Raw genomic sequence first — 15,341 nt, 5'->3', positions numbered from 1 at the left:
TCCCAATCAATGACATGGCATTTTGCCGTTAGTCATTTCATGGTTTCGCCCTGCGTTGTACCACGTGGGTTGTTTTGGGGAGTGGTCGGCCATGCACAGTCTTTTATTACCCGGTATCCGCCTGCTCGGACGTTTTGGTTTTGCGCGCAAGTTCCAGATTCTATTCATTCTGTTCATGCTGCCCCTGGCCGGGAGCCTGTGGCTGATCGGGTTGGACTATCGCGATAAATTAGCGGTGATTTCCAGCGAAACGTCCGGCGTTCACCAACTGCTGGCCCTGGATTCGCTGGATGGCCAATTGACCGCCCAGCGCAACCTGGCGTCGCGCTGGAAAGCCCTGGACCTGCTGCGTGAACCGACGCCTGCGGCCAAGGTGGCGATGGACAAGGTGGATGCCAATAACCCGCTGATCCTGCAAAGCCTGCAAGCCCTGGGCGATGCGCTCAAGGCTCGGGGCGTCAGCGCTGACACCCTGGCCCGCTTCGAGGCGTTGCAGGCAACGGTCAAGGGCATGGACGTGCAATCCCTGCGCACGGTGGGCTGGTGGCCGGACGGTTACGACCGCTTCACCTCGGCCCTGACCGCCCTGCAAACCCTGCGCGAGCAGATCGCCCTCGACACCGGCCTGATCCTCGATCCCTGGCTGGAAACTTACCTGCTGATGCAGGTTTCCACCCAGCAAACGCCAGACCTGATCGAGCGTATCGGGCGCATGGCCAGTGTGGGTCAGTCGTCCGTCGCCTCGGGGCAGTTCACCTTGCAAAGCCGTTTGCAGATGCGTGACCTGCGCAGCCGCATCGGTGATGCGCGGGAGCAACTGGTCAAGGCGACGGCGTCGCTCAAGGCCAAGCAATACCCTGGCCTGGAACCCTGGATCGCCCAGTACGACAACAGCCTGCAATTGCTGGATAGCGAGCTCAAAGTGCTTGACGATGGCGTGTTCGGCGGCAGCATCAAGCTCGATCCCGCCGGTTTCGAGCGCAGTGTCGACGCCATGCTCGGTAGCCTGGGCGCGCTGCGCAACCAGTCGCTGGGCTCACTGGAAGCGCGCCTGAGCTATTACCACGACCGTTCCCTTCAGCAGTTCATCCCTGTAGTGGCGACGTTCAGCCTGCTGGCCTTGGCGGCGCTGTACCTGTTCATGTGCCTGCAAGCCTCGATCCGCCGCAGTGCCAGCGGTATCACCACCTTGGCCGAGTCCCTGCGTGACGGCAACCTGTGCGTGGAAGTGGCGGTGGAAGGGCGCGACGAACTGGCGGTCATCAGCACCGCGCTCAACGTGGCGGTGGTGCAGTTGCGCACCAGCCTGCTCGGGGTCAACCACGAGACCCAGCAGCTCGGTTCTGCCGTGCTCACCCTCAATACGCAATCGAGCAGCACCCTCGGCGACGTCGAAGACCAGCAACACCAGATCAGCCAGATCGCCGCCGCCGCCACGCAGTTGGCCGCCACCTCCATGGGCGTCGCCAAGAGCTGTGAGCAAGCCTCCGGCAGCGCCCAGCAGACCCGGCGCATCGCCGAAGACAGCAGCCGCGACAGCCTGCGCACCACGGCGAGCATCCAGCAGCTCAACCAGCGCCTGACCGACACGGCCAACGCCCTGGAGCAAGTGAGCCAGCAGGGCCAGCAGATTCAATCGGTGGTCGACACCATTCGCGGCATCGCCGAACAAACCAACCTGCTGGCGCTCAACGCCGCCATCGAAGCCGCTCGCGCCGGCGAGCAGGGCAGGGGCTTTGCCGTGGTGGCCGATGAAGTGCGCAGCCTGTCACAACGCACCCAGGCCTCCACCGCGCAGATCGCCAGCACGGTGGACAGCCTGCGCGCCACGGTCAGCCAGGCCGTCACGCTGATGGGCGCCGCCTGCGAACAGGCGCTGACCGATGCCGAGTCCGTTACCGGGCTGGGCACGCGGCTGGGCGAGATCGCCGGGGCTGTGCAGAACGTCACCGACACCCTGGCGCAGATTGCGGCGGCGGTGGAAGAACAAGCCACCACGGCGGATGAAGTGAGCGGCAATATCCAACAGGTCGACCAGGCGGCAGGGCGCTTGCTCGACGGCGCGCGGGCGGTGAATCAGGCGGCGGATACGCTGAGTAAGGGCAGCCGTGCCCTGAGCGACAACACCGCGCGTTTTCGCCTGAGCTGAACGCTCACCGCGTTTGCTGTGGCGAGCTAGCTGTTGTGGAGTGGGCCGTTGTGGCGAGCGAGGTTGTTGTTGTTGTTGTTGTTGTTGTTGTTGTTGTTGTTGTTGTTGTGGCGAGCGGGCTTGCCCCGCGTTGGGCTGCGAAGCAGCCCCTTTACAGGCGATGTGTTTTTAACTGACACACCGCGGTGCCTGGTTTTGGGGCTGCTGCGCAGCCCAACGCGGGGCAAGCCCGCTCGCCACAACAGCGTCCTCACTTCGCAAACGCATACGCTCCGCCCTGTTCCAACGCCTGGCGATACGCGGGGCGCGCCTGGAACCGCTGCACCCAGGCGGCCAGGTTCGGGTAGGCCTGCAACTTGCCCTGGGCCTTGGCAATCTCGCCGATAAAGCTCATCTGGATATCCGCGCCGCTCAACGTGTCACCCACCAGATATGGAGAGTTGCCCAGGGCGTCGTTCAGATAACCCAGGTAATTGGCCACCTCGGACTCGATACGCGGATGCAACGGCGCACCGGCTTCCCCCAGGCGCCCGACGTACAGGTTGAGCATCAACGGCAACATGGCCGAACCTTCGGCGAAGTGCAGCCACTGCACGTACTTGTCATAGGTGGCGGTCGCCGGGTCTGGCTGCAGGCGGCCTTCGCCATGGCGGCGGATCAGGTAGTCGATAATCGCAGCGGACTCGATCACCACGCGGGAGCCGTCTTCAATCACCGGGGATTTGCCCAGTGGATGAATGGCCTTGAGCTCCGGTGGCGCAAGATTGGTTTTCGGGTCGCGCTGGTAGCGCTTGATCTCGTAGGGCAGGCCGAGCTCTTCGAGCAGCCATAGAATGCGCTGCGAGCGCGAGTTGTTGAGGTGGTGGACAATGATCATGTGAGGCTCCGCTGGGCAAAAGTGGGTGTTCAGGTAGAGACTGCGCTGCTGCGAAGGAGTGCCCTAATTGACCGGTTCGTCGGCAAACGCTGCGTCGATAAAGGCTTTCAGCCCCTTCTCCTCCAGAATCTCGATGGAGAAGTGCCCGAAGCGTTTGGGCAACCCGATAATGCGCCCACCGCTCGCCACAACAACCCTATCTCGAGATGCTCGACCAATATATAGACGTGACTGAATTTCAGATCCATTGCATGCCGCCTTTCGAGCCGGCCTGCAGGGTACCCAAGGCACCTGGGGTGTTTACAACTGTTAACGGATTCAACAGCCCATTCGATTTAGGCTGTGCGCTGGATCACCCATGCCCTCCCTGCCAAGAGCCCACTGCCATGAAGTCGTACGCTATCGCCGCCGCGTTACTGGCGTTTGCCACAGTGTCGGCGCACGCCGCCACACCCCTCACCCATGTGGCGATCTACCGCGGCCCGGCGGGCTGCGAGGACTGTTCGGAAAGCGTGAAAAGGGCACTGCTGCGTCTCGACCCGACTTACCAGATCGACTTCGTCGGCGCCGACGAACCGATCGACATCACCGCGCAAACCCTCGCCCGCTACGATCTCTATGTGCAACCCGGCGGCGGCCAGGACATTCCCGCCGCCCTCGACAGCCTGGGCGATGCTCGCGTCGAGGCCATTCGCAATTATGTCGCCCAGGGTGGTCGTTACCTGGGCTTGTGCATGGGCGCCTACCTGGCGGACGAAAACAACTTCGGCCTGATCCCGCAGGCCCTCGACAGCGAAGTCGGCCGCCCAGGCTTTGAAGTGACCACCCTCGACGACGCGGCGGTTCGCGTCACCTGGGCGGGCAAGCCGGACCACGCCTTCTATCAGGATGGCCCTTACTTCCCCACACCCCGCACGACCACACGCTATAAAACCCTTGCGACCTACCATAACGGCGACGTCGCCGCGGCGCGTTATGCCTATGAAAAAGGCGTGGTGGTACTGAGCGGCCCCCATCCGGAAGCCGGGCAGGCGTGGTTTGAAAGTGCCGATATCCCGTGGAACAAGAGGCCGCGTGGCGAGCTGTTTGCGGCGTTGATACACAGTGTTGAAGAGTAGGGGAGGCTGATTAACCCATCACGACCGACGCCGTCTATTGGTGGGCGCAGTGGTTTTTACCGGTGCATCAGGCGGCTTGCACCGCCTCACCCGTTGGCCGTACTCGCTATCCTCGCCCTCGGCGCCAAGTTCAAAAGCGGGGCGACGAGCCCCAGCCGTTCAGATCCACAGATCATTCGTGGCAGTGCGCTCTCCGCCTTCATGGCCAGTGTTCAGAATGCCGCGCGGTTCGATCATCATCAGCTTGGCTTCACCTTCGGCGGCCGTCCGATGCTCGACGCCACGGGGGACCACATACAGTTCACCCGGCGCCACGTACACGGGGCCTTCCGGAAGGTCGATACGCAGCGTCCCTTCAAGCACAAGAAACGCCTCGTCGGTTTCCGGGTGCGAGTGCCAGATGAATTCTCCTTCGATACGCACCACCTTGAACTGGTAGTCGTTCATCTCGGCGACGACCCTCGGGCTCCATTGCTCGTTGATGAGCGACGCTTTTTGCGTGAGGTTTACAGGTTGTGTTGGGTGCTGTGACTGGGCCATGACCGATACTCGGGTAGTTGAGAGGTGTCAGGATATCGAGGGGGTGGTTAGCTGGCTTGTACGATCCTGCATGTTGAAATAGTTGATCGACGATGCGCAAACGCTCACGGACTGGGCCTGAATCCAGCGGGCTATAGCCAGCGTACCTATGCCAGGCAGTTAGGCTGCAATAGTTTTGTTGTGCAGGCCGAGTTTCCCTGGGGGGACACCGTCCTGGTGCCGAATGACGACACGTGGCAACGTATTGTTGAAGGGTTAACGTTGGCGGAGACGGAAACGCAAGGGCGGCCCGAGGATTAGCCGCAGCAGTGGCATGAGGGATATCAGCGAAATGCGGTTGGATGGGCAGCGGAGTTGTTGCGGTTGATTGTGCGGTGATGCCAGGGGGATTAAGAAGTCTCAACGTCGGGGGCAGAACTCAGGCTCTTACGAATATGGTCTGCCCCCGATTCGAACAATTAAAACTCCGTTTTTATGGAATATATCGTTGGTGTGTATGCGCTAGATATATTTAAAGTCAAATTTATGGCTCATGAAGCTAATGTCCGACTCGTCTCGGCAGGCAATTACGCCAAATTTCCAAGATTTTTTCTCTATTTTTTCCAGGTCAACATTTAAAGGCCACCAAGCGAAATAGACTTGGGATACCGGGTGTCTGCTAATGGTGTGCGCTGCGCACAGTTTGATACCGTGCCCTTTATGGTTGAGTGTTCCGTTAGTAAGGGACATTGCAATTTTATCCCCTACACCTTCGCCAAAGTCATCTCGCCTGGCATGCCCGACTTGAGGGTGGATAACTAGGCCGTCACCTTCTTGCGCACAAAGATTTAAAAAGAAATCAAAAAGTTTTGCTGTCTTTTCGAGTTCTCGGGGGGCGATCAGTTTTATGTATCTTATTGGCTTGCTCATGATCTGCTCATAGTTGTCGGGGCGTGGACCGGCATCATTGGATTCCGGCATTTTCAGCGAACTAGAGGTGTCGCGTTATGGCGGGGTATAGATTGATGGGTACTATGTGGTTTTGATTACTGGCTGAAAGTGTTGCAGGATTCATTGGTTGCGGTGATGTAGGTGCTGCTTTTGTTCGCGCTGACGAAACCATGCATTAAACTGATCGCTACCCGCCCCGAACTAATGTCAGTGAGATAGATGTTTCTAGCAATTTGGTAGTCGTTGTTGTTGCTGTCTTTTTTTATGTAATAAGTTGTTTTGTCGTTGATTCGACAAATAATACCAAAATCCCTATTTTGAGAGTCAGGGACCAACAACGTTTTGGCGGGCTCTGCAGCGACTAATCCGCTGATAGTGGACAAGATAATAGATAGGGCGAGGTGTTTCTTCATTATATGCACTCCATGCAAAATACTAGAATATCACCGGGTAGTGGCTATGGGCCATTATTTTTTTTCGTCCGGTGCGCGATTTTTGTTCTAGGCCGCGTTAATACAGCCGGACGGAGAGCCGCAGTGGTGCGAGTTAATTGATCTGAAAAATGCCAGCAATTGCATTCAGGGCTTTGCTGCCGTCAGCTGCGTAAAGCTCATGCAGCAAGCCCTGATCGCTGAGACGATGCAGACGGAAATGGTTATAGAAAGCCTGGCCCAGCCGCTGATGGTCGAAAGCACCTTGCTGCCAAAGCGTCAGGAATTCATCGTAGGTCGCTTTCTCGATTTGCAGTCTTATCACGCTTTCCAATGTGGGCCTCAACGGTGTGGGAGGTCTGTCCGGAGCCTACAAAGTCCGGGCGTCTGGCGCAACCCAATGCCCTTCAGTCAAGCGCTTTGATGTGTCAAACAAAGCAGATCCAATTTGAAACCGTCGAGCGTCTGGCCGAAAGCAACCCCTTTCTCCGCTAACCGGTCTACCATGCCACCCCGGCAGTGGTTCCACGCGCTACCGATCTCCATCCTTGAAGGTACCGTAATGACCATCGACCAAATCTCCCTGCCCAAAGGTGTAGGCCCTCACGCCGCCAAGCTTCTCGACGCCATCACGGGCGCGGCCACTCACGAAGAGCTCAACCGTGCCGGCGGCAAGGCGGAAGGTTTTGTGCTGGGTCTGGAGTCCACCAAAGCCATCAAAAGCCAAATCGCCGAGTCGTTGTACGTGGCTTATGATGACGCGGCGAGTCATCGGTTGGGCGAGTTGAAGGGCTAGGGATTCACTCGGCAGGGCGATGCGCGTGGGCTGCGAGCCTCACACCGTAAGACTCAATAACCATCCCGCCGCGCCGCTTCCTACCACCACCAGCCACGGTGGCAGCTTCCACACCATCAACGCCACCACGCCAATCAGCGCCAGGCCGAAGTCCTGGGCGGTAAAGATCGCGCTGGTCCACACCGGCTGATACAACGCCGCCAGCAACAGGCCGACCACCGCGGCGTTCACGCCTGCCAGCGCGGCCTGGGTGCGAGGGCTGCGGCGCAGGCTTTCCCAGAAGGGCAGTGCGCCCATCACCAGCAAAAACGACGGTGCGAAGATCGCCAGCAGGCAGAGCAGGCCGCCGAGCCAGCCGGTCGGGGCTTGGGTCATGGAGGCCCCGAGGAAAGCCGCGAAGGTGAACAAAGGGCCGGGCATGGCTTGGGCGGCACCGTAGCCGGCCAGGAACACGTCGTTGCTGACCCAGCCGGTGGGCACGACTTCGGCTTGCAGCAGGGGCAGCACCACGTGGCCGCCGCCAAATACCAGCGCGCCGGTGCGGTAGAAGGCGTCGGTTAACGCCAGGCCTGGGTTGGGGAGCCAGTGGGCCAGGATCGGCAGACCGGCCAGCACCAGCACAAACAGCGATAACCACATTGCCCCTGCACGACGGCTGATGGTCACGGGCAACGCATCGTGCGCGGCGGGCGGTGTGGGCTTGAACAGCAGCAGGCCAGCCACCGCCGCTGCGCTGATCACCCCGACCTGGCCCCACGCAGAGCTTTGCAGCAGGGCCACGCAGGCGGCGAGCAGCATCAGGGTGATGCGCGGTGCGTCGGTACACAGGTTGCGCGCCATGCCCCATACGGCTTGGGCGACCACCGCGACAGCCACCACCTTGAGGCCGTGCAGCGCGCCGGGCGGGATGGCCGTGCTGTGCTGGGCAATGCCCAGGGCAAACAGGATCAGCACGACGGCGGACGGCAGCGTAAACCCCAGCCACGCCGCCAGCGCTCCGCCGTAGCCGGCCCGCGACAGGCCGAGCGCGATGCCCACCTGGCTGCTGGCCGGGCCGGGCAGGAACTGGCACAGCGCGACCAAATCCCCATAGCTGCGCTCGCTCAGCCAGCCGCGCCGGGTCACGAATTCGTGCCTGAAATAGCCCAGGTGCGCGACGGGACCGCCGAAGGAGGTCAGGCCCAGGCGCAGGAAGATCAGGAACACTCCCCAGATGCGGGTGGGGCGATCAGTGGGGGAGTGGGCCAAGGTGCAGGGTCTCGATAAGGGCAAAATAGGCTAGGGTATCGAGGCACCTTAGCGAATTTTGATGACGCACAGAAGAGGCGCCCGCTCGCGCAAATCGCCACGCCGGATGGAATTTTTGCGCGCGTGCTGGAGCCATTGAAGATGCATGCAGAAAGACTTCCCCGTTGCACGCCACTGAACTCAGCCAAGGACAGACGATGACCTTCTTTATATTCCTCCTGGCTTGCGCCGCTGCCGCCAGCACCGGTGTCATTTTCAAGCCCGGTGCCTGGTACGAATCCCTGGTCAAGCCCGACTTCACCCCGCCCAACTGGCTGTTCCCGGTGGCCTGGAGCATTATCTACCTGCTGTTGGCCTGGGCCGGTTACCGCTTGAGCCTGATCCCCGACAGCCAGCCGGTGCTGGCATTGTGGGCGGCGCAGATTGCGTTGAACACGCTGTGGACACCGGTATTTTTCGGTGCGCATCAGTTGCTCGCCGGTATGCTGATCATCGTGTTGTTGTGGCTCACCGTCGCCGCAATGGTGGTCTTGGCCGTGCGCCTGGACCTGATTACCGGGCTGATCCTGTTCCCGTACCTGGCGTGGCTGTGCGTGGCGGCGGCGTTGAATTTCTCGATTTTGCGCAATAACCGCTGATGGCCCATAAACCCTGGCCCGCCAGTGCGCCTGAACTGGCTCAAATGCGCCGCTTCAACCAAAAGCTCACTTGGCTGCCGCGCTTCAAAATCCGCAATCGCGTGACACCGCGTTTGATTCAGGCGTTGTTGCGGGTCAGTCAAACGTTCAAGCGGGCGCCGCTGGCCGAGACTCAATTCGTGGGTGCAGTCCCCGTGCGTATCTTGCGGCCGAGCGGCAAGCCCAAGGGCGTGGTGCTGGATATCCACGGCGGCGGTTGGGTGATCGGCAATGCGCAGATGGATGATGACCTCAACCTGGGCCTGGTGAACGCGTGCGAGGTGGCGGTGGTGTCGGTGGATTATCGGCTGGCGGTCGATACACCGATAGAAGGGCTGATGGAGGATTGTTTGAGCGCCGCGCGCTGGCTGTTGGGTGACTGCGCCGAATTTGCCGGGTTGCCGGTGATTGTCGTGGGGGAATCGGCCGGTGCGCACTTGGCGGCGGCGACGTTGCTGGCATTGAAGCAGTGGCCGGATTTGCTCCAGCGCGTGAGCGGTGCGGTGTTGTATTACGGCGTCTATGATTTGGCCGGCACTCCCAGCGTACGCGCGGCGGGCCCGCAGACGTTGTTGCTGGATGGGCCTGGCATGGTGGATGCGTTGCGCAGGCTGACCCCAGGGTTGAGCGATGAGCAGCGGCGACAGCCACCGTTGTCGCCGTTGTATGGCGACTTCAGCGGGTTGCCGCCGGCGTTGATGTTTGTGGGGGCATTGGACCCGCTCAAGGATGACACCCTGCTCATTGCTGAGCGCTGGGGGACGGTGGAAGCCCATCTGCTGCCGGAGGCGGCCCATGGGTTTATCCATTTTCCGTTGGCGATCACCGAGAACGTACTGGCCTATAGTCGGGCGTGGGTCGCGCGCCGGATCGCTGTAGCACCGTAAACCTGCCGCGGTTCTTGCCTGATGGGCCCTTGCTTCAAGAGGTACCCATCATGGGCTTTCGTATGACGGGCCTTGCCCCAATGCCAGTCAGTCAAGGAGGAAAACGAAGCGGGCTTGTTGTGGCGAGCGGGCTTGCCCCGCGTTGGGCTGCAAAGCAGCCCCAGTAAGGCCACCGCGTTTATACAGGCCTATTAAATCGTCAGGTTTTGGGGCCGCTTTGCGCCCCAACGCGGGGCAAGCCCGCTCGCCACAACAAGCCCGCTCGCCACAACAAGCCCGCTTTCCACAATTAGCCCGCTCTCCAGAGTTACCGTTTTCCTCCTTGACTGACTGGCATTAGGGCTCGCCCCCGATGACACTGTTGGGCCGCGTTGTTAAATCTCAGTTCGAGCGCAACCGCAGTATCTGCACGCCGTCGAACGGGTCTGTCAGGTAATGCGCCTGCACGCCGAAGGTTTCCTGCAAGCGTTGCGGCGTCAGCACCTCCAGCGGTTTGCCCAGTGCCACCAATCGCCCATGATCCAGCACGGCCAGGCGGTCACAGGTCAGTGCCTGGTTGAGGTCGTGCAGGGCGATCAAGGTGGTGACGGGTAATGCCTGCACGCCTTTCAAGATCGTCAGTTGATGCTGGATGTCCAGGTGATTGGTCGGCTCATCCAGCAACAGGATCTGTGGCCGTTGCGCGAGGGCGCGGGCGATGTGCACGCGTTGGCGCTCACCGCCGGAGAGGCTGCGCCAGGCGCGTTGGCTCAGGTGGGTGGCGTCGACGTCGTGCAGGGCCTGGCGCACGATGCGATCGTCTTCGCTGGACCACGGGCTCAGCGCCGACAACCACGGTGTGCGGCCCAGTGCCACGGCGTCGAATACGCGGATGGCATCGTCGGTGTCGGCCTGTTGTTCCACCACCGCCAGGCGTTGTGCGATGGCGCGGCGGGACAGCGCGCCCAAACGCTCACCACCCAGGTGCACCTCGCCGCTGGCCGGTGCGCGCAAGCCGGCGAGCAGTTTGAGCAGGGTCGATTTGCCGGAGCCGTTCGGCCCGACGATACCCAAGGTTTCCCCCGACTGGACTTGCAGGTGAATATCGCGCAGCAACTGGGCCTCTCGCACCTTGAAGCCCAGGGCCGTGCAGCTCAGCACCGTCATCGCGCATTCCTCCGGCCGATCAGGATCAGCGCAAATACCGGCGCGCCGACGAGTGCGGTGACCACGCCCACCGGAATGACCTGGCCCTTGATCAAGGTGCGTGACAGCACATCGGCTGTAATCAAAAACAATGCGCCTCCCAAGGCGCTGGCCGGCAGCAGGCGTGAGTGCCCGGTACCGAGCAACAGGCGTGCGGCGTGAGGGATGACCAGGCCGACAAAACCAATGGAGCCGACAATCGACACCATCACCGCGGTGACCAACGCCGCGCAGCCCACCAGCACAAATTGCACGCGGCGCACCGGGATGCCGAGGGACGCCGCCGAGTCGCTGCCGAAGGTGAATGCATCCAGTGCGCGGCGGTGCCACAGGCACACCGCCAACCCCGCGACGGCCACCGGTACCGCCAGCCACACCGACGACCAACGCACGCCGCTGAGATTACCCAGCAACCAGAACAGGATGCCGCGCGCCTGTTCGGAGCTGGCGGACTTGGTGATCAGGAACGCGGTCAGCGCGTTGAACAGCTGCGAACCGGCGATGCCTGCCAGGATGATCTGGCCGGTGCCGCTCGACGACCCGCTGGCCCGGGCGAGCAAAATCACCAGCGCAAACGCCGCCATCGCCCCGGCAAAGGCGCCGGCGGACAGCGAGATCAAGCCACCGCCGACCCCCATCAGCACCACCAGCACCGCGCCGGTCGAGGCACCGGCGCTGATGCCAAGCAGGTAGGGATCGGCCAAGGGGTTGCGCAACAACGACTGCAGAATCACCCCGCATGTGGCCAGCCCCGCACCGCAGGCGGCGGCGACCAGCGTGCGAGTGAGGCGATAGTTCCACACCACGCCTTCGTCGATAGGGTCCAGCGCGTAGCCGGCGGCCCACAGTTTATTAGCCAACACCTGGAGCACTACCTGCGGCTCGATGGCGGTTTCGCCGATGGCTACGCCGGCCAGTATGGCGATCAACAGCAGCGCCAGGGCGAGAAGCGTTCTGCTCATTTGGGCAGGTCGTAGCTGTCGATGGCGCTCGCCAGTTGGTCGAGCCCATCGAAAGTACGCACGCTGGCCTGTAGGGCCATGGCGTCGAGGATGATGATGCGGTTGTGTTTCACCGCGTCCATGTTGCGTGTCACCGGGTCGCTGCGCAGGAAGGCCAGTTTCTGTTCGTAGTTGTCGGCCGGGTAGCGGCGGCGGTCCATGCGCGCGATCACCAGGAAGGTGGGGTTGGCTTTGGCGAGGGTTTCCCAGCCGACGGCGGGCCACTCTTCATCGGACTGCACCACGTTGTGCAAGCCGAGGGTTTGCAGCATGAATTCGGGGACACCCTTGTGGCCGGCCACATAGGGATCGCTGGCCATTTCGGCGCTGGAGAACCACACCAGCGCACTGGCCTGCTTGAGGCCCTTGTTGCGGGCGGTGGCGACGGACTTGGCCAGGCGCGCCTTGAGCGCCTCGTTCAGTTGCTGGCCGCGGTCCGGCACGTCGAAAATCTCGGCCAGTTGGCTGATGCTTTTATAAATGGTGTCGATGCGGAACGGCTCCAGGCGTGTGCCGTCGGCGCCCACCAGGTTGTTCTTGCCTTCGCAGTCGGACGGCAGCAGGTAGGTGGGGATCTTCAATTCATGAAACTGCTCGCGGGTGCCGACCACGCCTTGTGGGCCAACCACCCATTCCAACTCGGCGGCCACCAGTTGCGGGCGCTTGGCAATGACCGCTTCGAAGCTTGGCTCATTGTTGGCCAGGCGCTCGATGGTGTCGTTCTGTGCCTTGAACTGCGGCAACACGTTGTTGAACCACAACGCCGTGCCGACCACTGTGTTGCCCACACCCAGGGCGTAGAGCATCTCGGTCGCCGCCTGGCCAATGGTTACGCTGCGGGCGGGCGCTTGCTGAAAGGTCAGAGTGCTGCCGCAGTTCTCCAGCGTCAGCGGGTAGTGGGTGGGCGTCGCCTGGGCCAGGGCACAGAAGCCCAGGCCGGTGAGCAGGGCGGTAACGCGTGGCAGCATGGGGCAATCTCCTGGGAGCCGTACGTGGAACTGGGGAGGTACGGTTCGGAAATACGCCCTCGGACGCTGCGGTGGAGGCAGCCAAGGATGTCCTTCCCGGACACCCCGCCGGTTAGTGGTTTTACTGGGCCGGCAGGTCTCCTGACTGATGCGTCGTCACCCGGCTCCAGCCTTCCCGGAGGGTATCCAGTGGCGTTGAGGAGCAGGCTCGGCATCTACAGTTGCGGGGGCAGTTCCGATTGACGCGGGGGTACCGCGCTTCGGATTCCCTATTAGTCCCGTTTGGGAACCGGCGCGGTATGGTAGTCGATTGGGCTGGGGAGGGGGAACCGAATGGCGGCTTTCTGTAGGCGCGTGCAGGCTCGCGCCCACATAAAGCCGCGGTAGCCGGTCAGAGGCGTATATCTTCAGGGCCGCGGATCAGTGCTTCAATTCGCGTCCCCGTTGCGCGCTCTTCATTGCTGAAACCGTCGTAGTCGGCCAGGTTGGCGAAACGGATGCCGGTCAATTGCTCGATCTGGATCACACTGCGCCGGTAGGTCCGCAGTTGGCCAAATACCAGATCAAGCTGACCGAGTTCACGGCTCTGGTCGATCATGTAGGCGCTGGCAGAGGGCTTGCCGTCGTCGCCGAGGTAGGCCACCACTTTCCAGAATGCCTTGGGGATTTTCACGCCGCGGTAGACACGGTCGTCATCGGCCAACACCGGGCCGGTAAACACCGTGGCCCGGGCCTTCCAGCGTTGTGTGTTGTCGAGAATGTAGTCTTCGAGCTCCAGCCAGGTCTTCTGGTTGAACCCGCTCATCTGCGGCGAGCAATTGGTGAAATGGAACGTATCGAGGTTGGCGGTGTTGGCCTCGTCGCCCCAGTTGGGATCCTGTCGTCGCACCAGGTGGCCGCGATCCAGGCCGTTGTTGGTGTAGAGCTCGTCGCCAATCTGCGCGCTGATGGGCAGGCGGCCGTCGTAGGCCCAGGTGTCGTTGCTGCGAACGATATCCACCGCCTGTCCGCCGTCGATATTCACGCCCACATAGAGCGCCATCCGTCGGGAACGTGACAGGGTCACCGAGAAATGCGTGTAGTCCAGGCGCAGCGGCTGGACGTCAGTTGCCAATGCCTCATCCACCGTGGGCCACGGCACGGCGAAGCCGCTGAGAAAGTCGGGTGCGTAGCCACGCCGGTCCTGCAAATCCTTGGCGGGCGTCACACGGGGCGTCGCCGCCCTGGCTTCCATCAGGCTGGGGGTGGCCGGGATCAACGGGCGTAGATCGACGAGCCGGGGGCGGTGGGTCAGGTCAATTTTGGCTTTGCGTGCTGGCATCGCGAGTTCCTCGCAGTCTTGGGTAAACACGACTGCAACACAGGTTCATGACAATTAGGGCCAGGTGCCCGCAGCAGGGCTATCCTGAACCGGTGACCCGGACGTTCATTACCCGCCAAAAGGAGCCAGCCCATGTGTGTTCGCCACCCGCGCCAGGCGATTTTCTGCCTGATCCCGCCTTACATCCTCGACCAGATCGCGCGTAACGGTAATAAAACGCAACGGGACGTCGCGCTACGTACCCGCGCCAAGGACAGCACGTTCCGCTCGTTGCGCATGGTCGCCGAGCCCGCTCATGGCCCGGCCCGTATGGCCTTGGCCATGGGCGCCGGCAAACGGCGTTCGATCTACGGCGCCGAGGGCACGGATAGCCTGCCAGGCAAGCTGATCCGCGGCGAAGGGCAGCCCGCCAGCGGCGATGCGGCGGTAGACGAAGCTTATGACGGTTTGGGCGCCACGTTCGATTTTTTTGACCAGGTCTTCGACCGCAACTCCATCGACGATGCCGGTATGGCGCTGGACGCGACCGTGCATTTTGGCCAGAACTACAACAATGCGTTCTGGAACTCGACCCAGATGGTGTTTGGTGATGGCGATCAGCAATTATTCAACCGGTTCACGATCGCGCTTGATGTGATTGGCCATGAATTGGCCCACGGCGTGACCGAGGATGAAGCCAAGCTGATGTATTTCAATCAATCCGGCGCCTTGAACGAGTCGTTGTCGGATGTGTTTGGCTCGCTGATCAAACAGTACTCGTTGCAGCAGAAGGCGCAAGATGCCGATTGGTTGATCGGCAAAGGGTTGTTTACCGACAAGATCAAAGGCATTGCGCTGCGCTCGATGAAAGCACCCGGTACTGCCTTTGACGACAAGTTGCTGGGCAAGGACCCACAACCGGGGCATATGGATGATTTCGTACAGACTTACGAGGACAATGGCGGGGTGCATATCAATTCTGGCATTCCCAACCATGCGTTCTATCAGGTGGCCACGAAGCTGGGTGGGTTTGCCTGGGAACGTGCGGGGCGGATCTGGTATGACGCATTGCGCGATGCGCGCTTGCGGCCGAACTCAGGGTTCCTGCGCTTCGCGCGGATTACCTACGATATCGCCGGTCGACTGTATGGCGCGAACAAGGATGAGCAGAAGGCGGTCAAGGAGGGCTGGAAAGCGGTTGGCATTCATGTGTGACAAACCGCCTGTGCGGTGA

The 15,341-nt window shown here is 61.4% G+C and carries 16 protein-coding genes and 1 riboswitch; of the genes, 6 read left to right on the top strand and 10 right to left on the bottom strand.

Annotated features, from left to right (window positions below):
• Positions 1 to 91: 91 nt before the first annotated feature.
• Complete coding sequence (locus AB7933_RS23215; protein ID WP_024076542.1) at positions 92 to 2,149, top strand: methyl-accepting chemotaxis protein; 2,058 nt, start codon at positions 92 to 94, stop codon at positions 2,147 to 2,149.
• Between the two features lie 250 nt (positions 2,150 to 2,399).
• On the opposite strand, the gene AB7933_RS23210 is transcribed toward AB7933_RS23215, so the two are convergent.
• Positions 2,400 to 3,026: a glutathione S-transferase family protein gene (locus tag AB7933_RS23210; RefSeq protein WP_024076540.1), complete on the bottom strand. Its 627-nt coding sequence runs from the start codon at positions 3,024 to 3,026 to the stop codon at positions 2,400 to 2,402.
• 386 nt (positions 3,027 to 3,412) lie between these two features.
• Here AB7933_RS23210 and AB7933_RS23205 point away from each other — a divergent pair, with 386 nt between their 5' ends.
• Positions 3,413 to 4,144: a BPL-N domain-containing protein gene (locus AB7933_RS23205; RefSeq protein ID WP_024076538.1), complete on the top strand. Its 732-nt coding sequence runs from the start codon at positions 3,413 to 3,415 to the stop codon at positions 4,142 to 4,144.
• Positions 4,145 to 4,303: 159 nt separating this feature from the next.
• Here AB7933_RS23205 and AB7933_RS23200 read toward each other — a convergent pair whose 3' ends face one another.
• The 4 genes from AB7933_RS23200 to AB7933_RS23185 form a co-directional block, all read right to left on the bottom strand.
• On the bottom strand, positions 4,304 to 4,684 hold the full coding sequence (locus AB7933_RS23200) for a cupin domain-containing protein (protein WP_024076537.1): 381 nt from the start codon (positions 4,682 to 4,684) through the stop codon (positions 4,304 to 4,306).
• Between the two features lie 501 nt (positions 4,685 to 5,185).
• Positions 5,186 to 5,593 carry a hypothetical protein gene (locus AB7933_RS23195; protein WP_024076536.1) on the bottom strand — a complete coding sequence of 136 codons (408 nt, stop codon included), beginning with the start codon at positions 5,591 to 5,593 and terminating at the stop codon, positions 5,186 to 5,188.
• 116 nt (positions 5,594 to 5,709) lie between these two features.
• A complete protein-coding gene (locus AB7933_RS23190) occupies positions 5,710 to 6,027 on the bottom strand; it encodes a hypothetical protein (RefSeq protein ID WP_024076535.1) in 318 nt (105 codons plus the stop codon).
• A 133-nt stretch (positions 6,028 to 6,160) separates the two neighbouring features.
• On the bottom strand, positions 6,161 to 6,379 hold the full coding sequence (locus AB7933_RS23185) for a hypothetical protein (RefSeq protein WP_041160983.1): 219 nt from the start codon (positions 6,377 to 6,379) through the stop codon (positions 6,161 to 6,163).
• Between the two features lie 228 nt (positions 6,380 to 6,607).
• On the opposite strand from AB7933_RS23185, the gene AB7933_RS23180 reads away from it, so the two are divergent.
• Complete coding sequence (locus AB7933_RS23180) at positions 6,608 to 6,841, top strand: hypothetical protein (protein ID WP_024076534.1); 234 nt, start codon at positions 6,608 to 6,610, stop codon at positions 6,839 to 6,841.
• Positions 6,842 to 6,880: 39 nt separating this feature from the next.
• Here AB7933_RS23180 and chrA read toward each other — a convergent pair whose 3' ends face one another.
• Positions 6,881 to 8,089 (bottom strand): chromate efflux transporter, encoded by a 1,209-nt coding sequence (chrA, locus tag AB7933_RS23175; protein ID WP_024076533.1) that lies wholly within the window; start codon positions 8,087 to 8,089, stop codon positions 6,881 to 6,883.
• Between the two features lie 197 nt (positions 8,090 to 8,286).
• Here chrA and tspO point away from each other — a divergent pair, with 197 nt between their 5' ends.
• Both tspO and AB7933_RS23165 read left to right on the top strand, forming a co-directional pair.
• Complete coding sequence (tspO, locus tag AB7933_RS23170; RefSeq protein WP_024076532.1) at positions 8,287 to 8,727, top strand: tryptophan-rich sensory protein TspO; 441 nt, start codon at positions 8,287 to 8,289, stop codon at positions 8,725 to 8,727.
• Positions 8,727 to 9,653 (top strand): alpha/beta hydrolase fold domain-containing protein, encoded by a 927-nt coding sequence (locus AB7933_RS23165; RefSeq protein ID WP_024076531.1) that lies wholly within the window; start codon positions 8,727 to 8,729, stop codon positions 9,651 to 9,653. The genes tspO and AB7933_RS23165 overlap by 1 nt, the downstream gene beginning before the upstream one ends.
• Before the next feature lie 381 nt (positions 9,654 to 10,034).
• On the opposite strand, the gene AB7933_RS23160 is transcribed toward AB7933_RS23165, so the two are convergent.
• From AB7933_RS23160 to AB7933_RS23145, 4 genes are all read right to left on the bottom strand, one after another.
• Positions 10,035 to 10,799: an ABC transporter ATP-binding protein gene (locus AB7933_RS23160; RefSeq protein ID WP_024076530.1), complete on the bottom strand. Its 765-nt coding sequence runs from the start codon at positions 10,797 to 10,799 to the stop codon at positions 10,035 to 10,037.
• Entirely contained in the window at positions 10,796 to 11,800 is a 1,005-nt protein-coding gene (locus AB7933_RS23155) for a FecCD family ABC transporter permease (RefSeq protein ID WP_024076529.1), read from the bottom strand. Before AB7933_RS23155 ends, AB7933_RS23160 begins: the two co-directional genes overlap by 4 nt.
• Positions 11,797 to 12,807, bottom strand: coding sequence for an ABC transporter substrate-binding protein (locus AB7933_RS23150; protein ID WP_024076528.1), 1,011 nt, complete (start codon positions 12,805 to 12,807; stop codon positions 11,797 to 11,799). Before AB7933_RS23150 ends, AB7933_RS23155 begins: the two co-directional genes overlap by 4 nt.
• 114 nt (positions 12,808 to 12,921) lie before the next feature.
• Positions 12,922 to 13,116: riboswitch (cobalamin riboswitch) on the bottom strand.
• Between the two features lie 82 nt (positions 13,117 to 13,198).
• The gene (locus AB7933_RS23145) at positions 13,199 to 14,128 is read right to left on the bottom strand and encodes a DNA/RNA non-specific endonuclease (protein WP_024076527.1); all 930 of its coding nucleotides are present in this window, start codon (positions 14,126 to 14,128) and stop codon (positions 13,199 to 13,201) included.
• A 132-nt stretch (positions 14,129 to 14,260) separates the two neighbouring features.
• Here AB7933_RS23145 and AB7933_RS23140 point away from each other — a divergent pair, with 132 nt between their 5' ends.
• Positions 14,261 to 15,322 carry a M4 family metallopeptidase gene (locus AB7933_RS23140; RefSeq protein WP_024076526.1) on the top strand — a complete coding sequence of 354 codons (1,062 nt, stop codon included), beginning with the start codon at positions 14,261 to 14,263 and terminating at the stop codon, positions 15,320 to 15,322.
• The last annotated feature ends 19 nt before the right edge of the window (positions 15,323 to 15,341 follow it).

The organism is Pseudomonas gorinensis (assembly GCF_042015035.1).
Classification (GTDB): Bacteria; Pseudomonadota; Gammaproteobacteria; order Pseudomonadales; family Pseudomonadaceae; genus Aquipseudomonas; species Aquipseudomonas gorinensis.
This window is presented reverse-complemented; position numbering and strand designations above follow the sequence as displayed.

Excerpts from the sequence above, each read along its gene's own strand:
- AB7933_RS23215 (WP_024076542.1), top strand. The coding sequence starts at position 92 with ATGCACAGTCTTTTATTACCCGGTATCCGCCTGCTCGGACGTTTTGGT.
- AB7933_RS23210 (WP_024076540.1), bottom strand. The coding sequence starts at position 3,026 with ATGATCATTGTCCACCACCTCAACAACTCGCGCTCGCAGCGCATTCTA.
- AB7933_RS23205 (WP_024076538.1), top strand. The coding sequence starts at position 3,413 with ATGAAGTCGTACGCTATCGCCGCCGCGTTACTGGCGTTTGCCACAGTG.
- AB7933_RS23200 (WP_024076537.1), bottom strand. The coding sequence starts at position 4,684 with ATGGCCCAGTCACAGCACCCAACACAACCTGTAAACCTCACGCAAAAA.
- AB7933_RS23195 (WP_024076536.1), bottom strand. The coding sequence starts at position 5,593 with ATGAGCAAGCCAATAAGATACATAAAACTGATCGCCCCCCGAGAACTC.
- AB7933_RS23190 (WP_024076535.1), bottom strand. The coding sequence starts at position 6,027 with ATGAAGAAACACCTCGCCCTATCTATTATCTTGTCCACTATCAGCGGA.
- AB7933_RS23180 (WP_024076534.1), top strand. The coding sequence starts at position 6,608 with ATGACCATCGACCAAATCTCCCTGCCCAAAGGTGTAGGCCCTCACGCC.
- tspO (WP_024076532.1), top strand. The coding sequence starts at position 8,287 with ATGACCTTCTTTATATTCCTCCTGGCTTGCGCCGCTGCCGCCAGCACC.
- AB7933_RS23165 (WP_024076531.1), top strand. The coding sequence starts at position 8,727 with ATGGCCCATAAACCCTGGCCCGCCAGTGCGCCTGAACTGGCTCAAATG.
- AB7933_RS23160 (WP_024076530.1), bottom strand. The coding sequence starts at position 10,799 with ATGACGGTGCTGAGCTGCACGGCCCTGGGCTTCAAGGTGCGAGAGGCC.
- AB7933_RS23155 (WP_024076529.1), bottom strand. The coding sequence starts at position 11,800 with ATGAGCAGAACGCTTCTCGCCCTGGCGCTGCTGTTGATCGCCATACTG.
- AB7933_RS23150 (WP_024076528.1), bottom strand. The coding sequence starts at position 12,807 with ATGCTGCCACGCGTTACCGCCCTGCTCACCGGCCTGGGCTTCTGTGCC.
- AB7933_RS23145 (WP_024076527.1), bottom strand. The coding sequence starts at position 14,128 with ATGCCAGCACGCAAAGCCAAAATTGACCTGACCCACCGCCCCCGGCTC.
- AB7933_RS23140 (WP_024076526.1), top strand. The coding sequence starts at position 14,261 with ATGTGTGTTCGCCACCCGCGCCAGGCGATTTTCTGCCTGATCCCGCCT.